Genomic DNA, 10,240 nt, shown 5'->3' with positions numbered 1-10,240 from the left:
GCGCGGTCCTAGTTGCGGAGCGCCTCTACGGCGAAGATGACGGTGGCTACGGCTCCGACCGTCGAGATGATGGTCTGGTAGAGCTGGAACCGTCCCTGCTGCCGAAGCTGCCGGTCCTGGATTTGGATCTGCTCGGTCTGAAGCGCAAGCTGCCGGTTCTGGAGGGCGAGCGATTCCAGCTGCGCCGTATCTGCGGTGGGCTCGCGGTCGACGTACACCGCGTCGCCTTCACGCACGAGGCCGCCAGAGGCGAAGAGCCCCGTTGCAGCGTCCACCACGTACACATCCGTCGCGCTCGGAGCGACGCCGCCGACGGCCTGAACGTAAGCCTCTGGCGCGAGTCCGGGGGAGTAAGGCACGTAGCCGGGGCGGACCACCTGGCCGTACACGCGGACGAGCCCGAAGTCCTCGGGGACGACGAGGCGGTCGCCGTCTTCGAGCGCGATGTCGTCACCGCTCGCCAGCGCGTCGGCGAGATCGACGGAGAGGCGCGGCGTGCGGAAGGTCTCCTGCACGAACAGCCGGCGGCTGACGAAGTCGAGGCCGCTCAGGCGCCCGATGCCGAGCGAAAGCGAATCCAGGCGGCTCAGACGGGGGGCGGCGGAGAGGAGCGATTCCTCGCCGCTGACCTCCGCACGGACAGCCTCGGGTTCGGACTGCGCGGAGCGCTCGATGTAGGCGCCGCGCACGAGCGCGTCGTCGGCGAGACCGCCGGCCATGTCTAGGAGCGAGCGGAGCGTGGTGACGCCCGAGGTAATGGGGTACGTGCCGGGGTAACGGACCGAGCCGAGGGCGGTAGCGGTCCCGGCCTCTGGCGCCAAGCCAATGGCGTAGATCTGGTCGCGCGGCTGCACCTGGAACGCCGCCGCTTCCGCCAGAGGCACGTCGGTGACGTCTCTGCCTCCCATCCGCGTCACGCGGAACGCGCGGATCGTGCTCTCGGCGCGGTCGCCAGAGGCCAGCGTGAGCAGGGCGAGCGCGGTGTCGCCCGGGCGGGTGTCGTACACGCCGCGGTAGGGGACGTCGCCGCTCACGAACACGCCCTCGCGCGAGGGGTCGAAGGTGGGGAGGTGGACGGCGTCTCCGTCTTGGAGGTACGGGTTGTAGCGCGTGTCGCCGGTGACGAGGTACCGCGCGATGTCGATACGGCTCTCTGTCCCATCCGTGTGCCGGACGGTGACGTTGCGGTAAGCCGGGCGCGCCTCGCGGCGCGTGGTGGAAACGGGCTGGCGGTATGTGTCGAGCGTCAGCCGGTCCGAGTCGCGCATGGCCGTCGCGGGCCGGGCCACCATCAAGGCATCTTCTACGCGTGCCGCTGCGCGCACGGCGTGGCGGCCGGGCTCGGGGACGGCGCCCGTGACGTGGACGGAGAACCGGCGCGGGCTCGCGAGAGCGATCGCCGTGGTTACGTTCGTGTACCGGCGCCCCAGAGCCGCCTCAGACTGCCGGCGCACGCTTTCCAGCGTCCGGCCTGCCACGTTGAACGTACCCGCCTCGGGGATCACGAGCCGCCCGTCTGCGGTGACGACGGCTGTGAACTGGCGCGCAGCACTCCCGCCGCCGATAGCGACGAGAAAGGTGTCGCCCGGTCCCACTAAGTACTCCGTCTCATCGACGGAGCCTTCGAGCGCGATATCGTCGGCCCCGTTGATGCTTCCGGTGCGGGGGATCGAGGGGAGCCCGGTGCCGAAGGGGTTGCTCTGCGCGTGCGCGCCAGAGGCGACCAGGCAGGCAAGCAGCGCCAGCGCCAGAATCCGCGGAGAGAAGACCATGAAGGAGCAGAGGGAGAGGGCCCGGACCGAACGGAAAACTGCTGGCGAAAGTACGTTGAGCCGTATGTGCCTGCCAGGGCGCTCCGGTTGCCCCCCGGCCCCTGGGGCCGTTTTTGCCCCGTCTCCTCAGCCCATGCCAATCGCCCGCTCCGCCCCCGCCAAAGTCAACGTCGGCCTCCGGGTCCTCCGCAAGAGGCCCGACGGCTACCACGAGCTTGAGAGCGTCTTTCTGCCTCTGGAGTGGGCCGACCGTGTGACCGCCCGCGCGAGTGAGGGCTTGTCGCTGACGTGTTCCGACCCGGCGCTTCCCACCGACCGCGGCAACCTGGTGTGGCGGGCCGCCGAGGCGCTGGCGGACTGGGCCGGGATCCCGCCTCTGGCGGCGCTGCACCTCGACAAGCACGTGCCGTACGGGGCCGGGCTCGGCAGCGGGAGTTCGGACGCCGCCGCAGCGCTCCGCCTGCTCGCGGACCTCTGGCGACTCGACGTGCCGCCAGAGGCGATGCACAGGCTCGCGGCCGGGCTCGGCGCCGACGTGCCGTTCTTCCTCCTCGATGGCCCCGCCATCGCGACCGGCACGGGAACGGACCTCCGGCTTCTGGCGGGAGAGCAGGGCAGGCCCTACCGGTGCCCGTTCACGCTCGTCGTCGCCGTCCCGGACGTGCACGTGCCAACGGCCGAGGCGTACGGGTGGATCACGCCAGAGGCCTCGCCGCACCCGCCGCTGGCTGACGCCGTTCGCTCCAACGATCTGGAGCGCTGGCGGCGCGAGGTGACCAACAGCTTCGAGGCGCCCGTCGTGCAGCGATTCCCGGCTGTGGGGGAGGTTCGAGACGCGCTGCTCAATGCGGGAGCCGGCTGGGCCGCTCTCTCGGGCTCGGGAAGCTCTGTTGTGGCCGCGTTCGAGTCGCTAGAGGCAGCGCAGTCTGGCGCGGAAAGGGTGGGCACGGGCGGGGCACGCGTGCACGTACAGCCGCCTGGGGCGGAGGGCGCCGGCGCGTAGTGGGGCGGCGCACCGCTACCTTCGGCGCATGACGACCCCCACTTCCCATCCGAGCCCGCAGGCTCGCCAGAGGCCTCTGGCGCCAGGTCGCGTGTAATGGACGGAGCACGGGCGACCCGTAACGCCGCGTCGAGCGTCGCGCAGACGGTGCTGAGCGCGCTTCTTCTGTTCGGGCTCTATCGGTACCTGCTGCTGGAGATCGGGGCCGAGGGGATCGGGGTGTGGTCGGTTGTGCTGGCGTCTACGGGCGCGGCGCGGATCGCGGACCTGGGGCTGACGGGAAGCGCCGTGAAGTACGTCGCGGCCTACCTCGCGAGGGGGGACCAGCGGACGGCCGCGGAGGTCGTGGAGACGACGGTCACGACGATCGCGCTCGTGATCGGCGTGATGGCGATCGCTGCGTATTTCGCCGTCGGAGCGTTCTTGCCCGCGATCATCGACCCCGAAGGAGTGAACCCTGCGGCTCTCGACGCGGCGCGCGCTCTCTTGCCGTGGGCGTGTCTCTCGTTCTGGCTCGTGAGCGTCGCCGGGGCAGCACAAAGCGGGCTGGACGGGTGCGCCCGCTTCGACCTCCGCAACGCGATCCTGCTGGGCTCGCAGGTGCTCTACGTTGGGCTCGCCGTCGTCCTTGTCGGGCCGTATGGCTTGGTCGGGCTCGCCTTCGCGCAGATCGTCCAAGGCCTCTTGTGGTTTGTTGGGTTGTGGGTCGCGATCCGCCAGAGGCTTCCTGAGGTGAGGTGGATTCCCTCCCGGCTGCGGATCTCGCTCGTGCGCGAGATGCTGGGCTACGGCGTGAACTTCCAGATTCTAGGCGTGCTCCGGATGCTCTACGAGCCAACGACGAAAGCGCTGATGGGCCGCTACGGAGGCCTCGAACTGGCGGGCCTCTACGAGGTGGCGTCGCTCGCCATCCTGAAGCTCCGTTCGTTGCTCGTGGCCGCGCTCCAGGTCCTGACGCCAGAGGTCGCGTCTTTGGAGGAGCGCGAGCCGGAGCGCGTCAACGAGGTCTACCGCGACGTGGACCGGCTGGGGTGGGCGCTGACGTTGGCGCTGTTCGCCGCCGTCGCGGCCGCCGCGCCGCTGGTTTCGCACCTGCTCGTGGGGCGCTACGAGCCGGGGTTCGTGGCATTCTCGCTGATCCTGGCCGTGGGGTGGGGGCTGAACTCTCTTTCGGCCCCGGGCTTCTTCTTGCTGCTCGGCACTGGGCAGATGCGCCATGTCGTCGCCAGCCACGTTACGGTAGGCGTCGTCAACGCGGCGGCGGGCTGGGCGCTGGGCATCGCGTTCGGTGGGAGCGGGGTGGCGTGGGGCTGGGCACTGGCGCTCGGCCTGGGCGCTGCCCATTTGGTCGTGGGCCTCTGGCGCCAGAGGGGCGTCGTGTCCCTGCCGAGCGTGCACGTGGCCGCCGTCGGCGTGGTTCTGATGCTCGCGGCCGGAGCCGCGGTGTACATCGCTGGGCGGGTCCCGTCGAGCATCGGCGTGTCGGTCGGGGCGCTGCTCGGGTTCGGTGCCGTGGCTATTGTCGCCGTCTGGCCGTTGCCGGAGCGGAGGCGCGTCCAAGCGGCGCTTCTCGGAGTGCTCGGGCGGTAGCGCACACGGAACGGCCTGGCGCGAACCCTTTGGCCGAGGCCTCTGGCGCCAGGGGCTACCCCTCGATCTCCTGCTCGATCTCCAGCGCCGCGGCCACCAACTCGTCTTCCATGTTGGCGAGCTTCTCGTGCTGGGCGACGTAGCGGCTCATGGCGTCCTTGAGGGTCGTGTCCTGCCGCACCACGGTCCTCTGGCGCCGCTCCTGCGCATCGACGACGCGCTCGATCGCCGCTACCATCTCGGCATCGGCGAGCGCCTCGCGGACCGCGCCCTGGTCCACGGTCCCGACCTGCTCCTCGCCCACACGGTAGCGCACGCGCACGATGGTCCCGGCTACGTCCTCCCGAGCGACGGCCGCAAGGATCGCCTCGGTCGGGTTCGCCGACTCACTCGCGTCCACCTCAATGGGGAGAAAGCGGCGCGCGGGCGTGTCCACGTATTCGTAGCGCGTCCGCGGCTCCGCTCCGGGCTCGATGTCGACGAGCACGAAGCCCTTGCGCGCGTCGAACTCCTTGAACGAGATCCGCTCGATGGACGAGGAGTAGATCACCGGTGGCCCCTCGCCTCTGGCGAAGGCGTCCGCGTTACGGTCCTGGAAGCGGTGGATGTGGCCCAGCGCCACGTAGTCCACGCCTGGCTGTGCCAGCTGGCCGACCGTAAACGTCGGCTCGTGCGCGATGAGGCTGGAGCGCTCGCTACCGCTCAACTCAGCTCCCTGGACCGTCAGGTGCGCCGCCACGATCGCGGGGACCGCGGGGTCTAGTTCGCGCGCCGACTGCTTCACGAACGTCGTGTACATCTCCTCGATCGCGCCGCGGATCTCGTGCGGCGTGGAGCGCCGGTAGGCCTCTCGCGAGAGGATCTTGGACCGGATGGGCCACGGCAGCGCGATGAGTTGCAGCGGGCCGGACTTGGTCTGGATCGGGTTGCTCGGCCCGCGGAACGTCGGTGTGACGAAGACCTCGACGTGGCCTTCGAGCACGCCGAAAATGTCCACGGAGGACGCCTTCCCGAAGCTTACCGGGTGGTCGTGGTTGCCCACGATCATCACGATGGGTATACCCGCCGCCGCCAGAGGCCGCAGCGCTTCGGCGAAGAGCTTTTGCTGCGTTGGCGTGGGGTCGGCCGTGCGGTAGGCGTCGCCCGCGAACAGGAACACGTCGATGTCCTCCGCGATCGCGCGCTCTACCATAAAGTCGAAACAGCGCTTGAAGTCCAGCAGGCGCGTGTTGAGGCCGCTGGCGGGGTCGAGCCGGCCGTGCGTCTCGTAGCCGAGGTGGATGTCGGCGCAGTGGAGGAGCTTCATGGAGGGGTGTGTTCGGAAGACTACAGGCGTACCCGTGTGCCTCTGGCGCCAGAGGCCTCTGGCGGAGGCTACGACGCGGCCTATGACAAAAAGAGGGAAGCAGGGCGTCCCGCTTCCCTCTCTGTCTATCTGGACGGCAGAGCTACCAGCCGATCCGGCCGCCGCGTTCGGACGAGCCGCCCTGCGGGGTCGGCGCCGGTGCCGGGGCGGGCGCCGCAGGCTGAGCGCGGTCGCGCTGGCGGTACTGGTCGATCATGCCGCGCGCCTCGTTGCGTTCCTCGCTGCTCTCCGAGGACCCGCTAGAGCGTCTGCTACGGGAGCGGGAGTTGCTGTCGCCGGCCCAGAAACCTCCGCCTCCGATCCGTGCCGAGCGGCCCGCCGAGTAGTTCTCGGGCTTCTCGAATCGGCGATCCGGGTCGAGCGCGACCGTCGAGTCCGACTGGAGGAGCTGGAAAAACGCGCCCACGTTGGGGAGCGCCGTCCGGGCGCCCTGGCCCAGCGTGGTGGAGCGGAACTTGATCCGGCGGTCGTTGAAGCCGACCCACGAGCCGACCACGAGGTCGGGGTGCATCGCCATGAACCAACCGTCCGCGTTTTCCTGCGTGGTCCCCGTCTTGCCCGCGAGGTCAAGCCGGCGCGTGGCCGGGAAACGTCCCGTGAGGGAGCGGGCCGTACCGGACTGGATCACGCCACGCATCGTTGCGAACGTGGTGTAGGCCGTGGACGGGTTGAGCACCTCGCGCCCTGCCGGCGTGAAGTCCTCGATCACGTTGCCGTAGCGGTCCTCGATGCTCGCGACCGCCAGCACGATGTGCGGCGGCACGGCAGGATCGCTCGGACGCTCTTCCTCCATGGAGGGGCCGTGGTAGATCCCGCCAGAGGCCACGGTCGAGTAGGCCGCGGCCATCTCCAGGAGGTTCACGTCGCTGGTGCCAAGCGCGATGGAGCGCACGGCCTCGATGGGGCTACGGATGCCCATCTCTTCGGCGGTCTCCTTGATCTTCTCCGGACCGAAGTGCTTCGTCACGCGTGCGGCCACGATGTTGACCGAGCCCGCGAGCGCGCTCTTGAGAGGCAGGTAGCCGCCCGTCCCGCCACCGGAGTTCTTCGGGATCCAATCGCCCCACTTGAAGCCAGCGTTGCTCACGTACGAGTCCGGGCTGTAGCCCTCGGCGAAAGCGGTGGTGTACGCGAAGAGCTTGAACGTGGAGCCCGGCTGGCGCCGCGAGGTGCCCACGTGGTCGTACTGGTCCTCGACGTAGTTGCGGCCGCCCACCCAGGCTTTGACCTGCCCCGAGTGCGGGTCGATGGCGACAAGGCCGGCCTCGACGCGCATCTTGATGGTCTTGAGCGAGTCCATGAACGTCTCCTGCTGCCGGAGCTGCGCGATGGCGTCCTCTCGCGCCACGCCGTCGCGGCGGAGGCTCTGGTACGGCTCAGTGTCGGCGATGTATTCGTTCACGACGGCCGTGTTGCGGCGCCACCAGTAGCCGTACGGGTCGGACGTGGAGCCCCACGATTGCCCGGTGCGCGCCTGCAGCGTCTCCATCTGCTCTTGGACGGCCTGCGTAGCGAGCGCCTGCATCCGGCTGTCGATGGTGGTGCGGATCACCAGGCCATCGGCGTAGGGGTCGTAGTTGTTTCGCTCGGCCCACTCCTTGAACCAGATGCGGAGCACCTCGGCAAAGTGCGGCGCGAGGTTGTCCTCGTGGCTGTATGGGCTGAACGTGAGCCGGATGGGCGCCGCGCGGTGCTCCTGGTATGCCTCCTCGCTGAGCACGCCCTCGTTGCGCATGTTCGTCAGCACGACGTTGCGGCGGTCGATGCTCTGCTGGTTCGTGGACTCGAACGTGACCTCGCCCTCGGGGCGGCCTCTGGCGGGGTCGTAGGCGCTGTTCGCGGCGAGCATACCGATCAGGACCGCGGACTCCGAGGGGTCGAGCGCGCTCGCATGCTTGTCGAAGAACGTCTCGGCCGCGCTCTCGATGCCGTAAGCATTGTAGAGGAACGGGACCGTGTTGAGGTACGCTTCCAGAATCTCGTCCTTGGTGTAGATCCGCTCGATGCGGATGGCGGTCAGGATCTCTTTGATTTTGCGGACAACGGACTTCTCGCCGACGACGAAGTTGACGTCCTCACGGTAGAGGTTGCGCGAGAGCTGCATCGTGACCGTAGACGCGCCGCGGAAGTCGCCGCTCACGATGGCGTCCTTGACGATGGCGCCGAGCGCGATGCCGTCCACGCCCCAGTGGTCATAGAAGCGGCGGTCCTCCGTCGCGAGAAGCGCGTTGACGACGTGCGGGGAGATGGAGTCCAGCGGGACCCACGTGCGGTTCTCGTCCTGGTAGTACCGCGCCAGCTCCAGGTTGTCCGAGGTCAGGACAACGGTCGCCAACAGGTTCTTGGGGTTCTCGATCTGCTCCAGCGAGGGCAGCTGCGGCCAGAAGTAGGCCACCATGCCGAAGCCGGCGACCGCGCCGAGCGCCACGATGCCCATGATGACCGAGAGGACGCGGAGCGTGCGGCGGCGCTGCGACGTGCGCGGCGTCTGGGGCGGAGGGGGAGGCAACACCACGCGAGAGGCGCCGTCGCCCGAGGCGTAGTCCGGGCTGGCGAAAAACGCGCCGAGCTCGGCGTCGGCCGTTGCACCGTCGCCCGAGGCGCGCGTCGCGCTGGCGCCAGAGGCCTCTGGCGTGCCGTCGAAGAAGTCTTCGAGCTCGGTGTCGGCGCCGCTTTTCCGGGCGTCGGAGGAATCGAAGTACGACTCGAGTTCGGAGTCGGAGTAGGTGGAGTTGTCGTCCATGAGTCCCGGGGAGGGGTCAGAGGAGGGCGGGCGAGGGCGCCCGGAGGGTCTCGGCGGCCCCGTCCGTCCATCGGAGGAGCGAGGCGCGCACGGGGCCGCTGGCGTCGTCGTGCGGGTGAACGGGGTCGAGGCGCCCAAAGGTGCGCGCGCCGAACCAGTAGCCGGTGTTGAGGTAGGTGCCGTGGTCGGTCGCCTCCAGCGTGGCGGCGTGCGAGTGCCCCATCACGACGAGGTCCGCGTCGGTCTCGCGCAAGAGGCCTCTGGCGGCGTCGCCGACGCGCTGGGCGCTCTCGGCGTCGGGGGTGCCGTCGGTCCCGAAGCGGTGCGAGACCCAGCGGGCAAAGGCATAACCTGAATCGCCGGGGAGGCACATGCGGTAAAGCCGGGCGGTGTGCGGGTGTCGCACGAGCGGCTGGAGGCGGTGGAGGAAGCGGCTGAGGACCCGGGAGGGACGGTCGAGACCGTCGCCATGTGCAATATAGGCGCGTGTGCCGTCCATTTCGCCCGCCCAGGCGCCCCGCCAGAGGCGCACCCCGATCTCGCGTTCGAGCAGGTCCACGTGCCAGGGGTCGCGGTTGCCGACGAGGTAGTCCACCTCGGCGCCGCGGTCGCACCAGTCGGCGAGCAGGCCGAGAAGGCGCAGGCCCTCTTTGGGCGCGAGGTGCCGGTACTCGATCCACTGGTCGAACACGTCGCCGAGAAGCACGAGCCGGCCGCCGCCTAGAACCTTATCCTCGTGCGCTCGGAGCATGGCGACGAGGTCGCGCTCGGCCTCTCGCGTGGCATCGCGGGAGCCGCGTCCAAGGTGGGCGTCGGAGACGAAAAGCGTCACGGAATGGTAGGAGGCCGTTGGCGGTCGGGCGGCGCCAGAGGCCCTGAGCGAGCGTGTTCGGGTGGCTGTGGACGTCAACGAAGGCGCGGGGTTGCTGGTGCGGCCTCTCGCGTTCTTCGCCGTTCTGAGCCTCTGGCGGCCGGGTCGCTCGCAACTTCGCCCTCGCCTGCCCGTTCGCGCCGCTCTCCCATCCGTTCGTCGTGGCGTTTCCTCAAAGCAGTTCGCAACTCTCCGGCGGTGGCATGATGCCGCCCGTCGTCAAGAACCTTCTCATCCTCAACGTTCTCGCGTTCGCGGCCCAACTCGTTTTCCGGATGCGGACGGGGACGATGGACACCGGGATTGGCCCCGTTGAGCAGTGGTTCGCGCTGTGGCCCGCCGGGATCCCTTCTGAGACCGTCCTGCCCACGTTTGGAGGGCTGTTCTGGCCCTGGCAGATCGTCACGAGCGCGTTCCTCCACGGCGACTTCTCCCACATCCTGTTCAACATGTTCGGGCTGTGGATGTTTGGAGCGCCCCTGGAGCAGACACTCGGGTCCAAGCGGTTCGCGATTCTCTTCGGAGGAGCGGTCCTGGGCGCGAGCCTCCTGCAACTCGGCGTTATATCGTGGCCGTTCCTGGGTGACGCCCTCCCCGCAGGGGCTTACGGCCCGACGCTCGGGGCCTCTGGCGGCGTGTTGGGCGTCTTGGGCGCGTTTGGGATGCTGTACCCGAACCAGCCCATTTACCTGCTGTTCTTGCCCGTCCCCATCGCGGCGAAGTGGATGGTGGTGGGCTACGCCGCGATGGACATCCTGGGCGGCTTCGGAGCCTACGCGTCCAACACGGCTCACTTTGCGCACCTCGGCGGACTGATTACAGGCGTTTTGCTCATCCTGTACTGGCGAGGCCGACTTCCCGTTAAACCTCGCGCCCGCACGCTCTAGCTTTCCCA

General features: G+C 69.0%; 7 protein-coding genes. 3 read left to right on the top strand and 4 right to left on the bottom strand.

Features of this window, described 5'->3' with window-relative positions; translation table 11 throughout:
• Nucleotides 1-8: 8 nt before the first annotated feature.
• Nucleotides 9-1,772: an SLBB domain-containing protein gene (locus tag BSZ36_RS08895; RefSeq protein ID WP_094548039.1), complete on the bottom strand. Its 1,764-nt coding sequence runs from the start codon at nucleotides 1,770-1,772 to the stop codon at nucleotides 9-11.
• Nucleotides 1,773-1,905: 133 nt separating this feature from the next.
• Here BSZ36_RS08895 and ispE point away from each other — a divergent pair, with 133 nt between their 5' ends.
• Both ispE and BSZ36_RS08885 read left to right on the top strand, forming a co-directional pair.
• On the top strand, nucleotides 1,906-2,775 hold the full coding sequence (ispE, locus tag BSZ36_RS08890; RefSeq protein ID WP_094548036.1) for a 4-(cytidine 5'-diphospho)-2-C-methyl-D-erythritol kinase: 870 nt from the start codon (nucleotides 1,906-1,908) through the stop codon (nucleotides 2,773-2,775).
• 96 nt (nucleotides 2,776-2,871) lie between these two features.
• The gene (locus tag BSZ36_RS08885) at nucleotides 2,872-4,365 is read left to right on the top strand and encodes a lipopolysaccharide biosynthesis protein (RefSeq protein WP_094548033.1); all 1,494 of its coding nucleotides are present in this window, start codon (nucleotides 2,872-2,874) and stop codon (nucleotides 4,363-4,365) included.
• A gap of 55 nt (nucleotides 4,366-4,420) precedes the next feature.
• On the opposite strand, the gene BSZ36_RS08880 is transcribed toward BSZ36_RS08885, so the two are convergent.
• From BSZ36_RS08880 to BSZ36_RS08870, 3 genes are all read right to left on the bottom strand, one after another.
• Nucleotides 4,421-5,671, bottom strand: a complete 1,251-nt coding sequence (locus tag BSZ36_RS08880; RefSeq protein ID WP_094548030.1) for a metallophosphoesterase family protein — start codon at nucleotides 5,669-5,671, stop codon at nucleotides 4,421-4,423.
• 142 nt (nucleotides 5,672-5,813) lie between these two features.
• Complete coding sequence (locus BSZ36_RS08875) at nucleotides 5,814-8,474, bottom strand: penicillin-binding protein 1A (RefSeq protein WP_094548029.1); 2,661 nt, start codon at nucleotides 8,472-8,474, stop codon at nucleotides 5,814-5,816.
• A 16-nt stretch (nucleotides 8,475-8,490) separates the two neighbouring features.
• Nucleotides 8,491-9,306, bottom strand: a complete 816-nt coding sequence (locus BSZ36_RS08870; RefSeq protein WP_094548027.1) for a UDP-2,3-diacylglucosamine diphosphatase — start codon at nucleotides 9,304-9,306, stop codon at nucleotides 8,491-8,493.
• Nucleotides 9,307-9,548: 242 nt separating this feature from the next.
• Between BSZ36_RS08870 and BSZ36_RS08865 the strand changes: the two genes are divergently transcribed.
• Nucleotides 9,549-10,232, top strand: a complete 684-nt coding sequence (locus BSZ36_RS08865) for a rhomboid family intramembrane serine protease (RefSeq protein WP_094548025.1) — start codon at nucleotides 9,549-9,551, stop codon at nucleotides 10,230-10,232.
• Nucleotides 10,233-10,240: the final 8 nt, after the last annotated feature.

Origin of the sequence: Rubricoccus marinus (assembly GCF_002257665.1) — a bacterium.
In the GTDB taxonomy this organism is placed as follows: Bacteria; Bacteroidota; Rhodothermia; order Rhodothermales; family Rubricoccaceae; genus Rubricoccus; species Rubricoccus marinus.
This window is presented reverse-complemented; position numbering and strand designations above follow the sequence as displayed.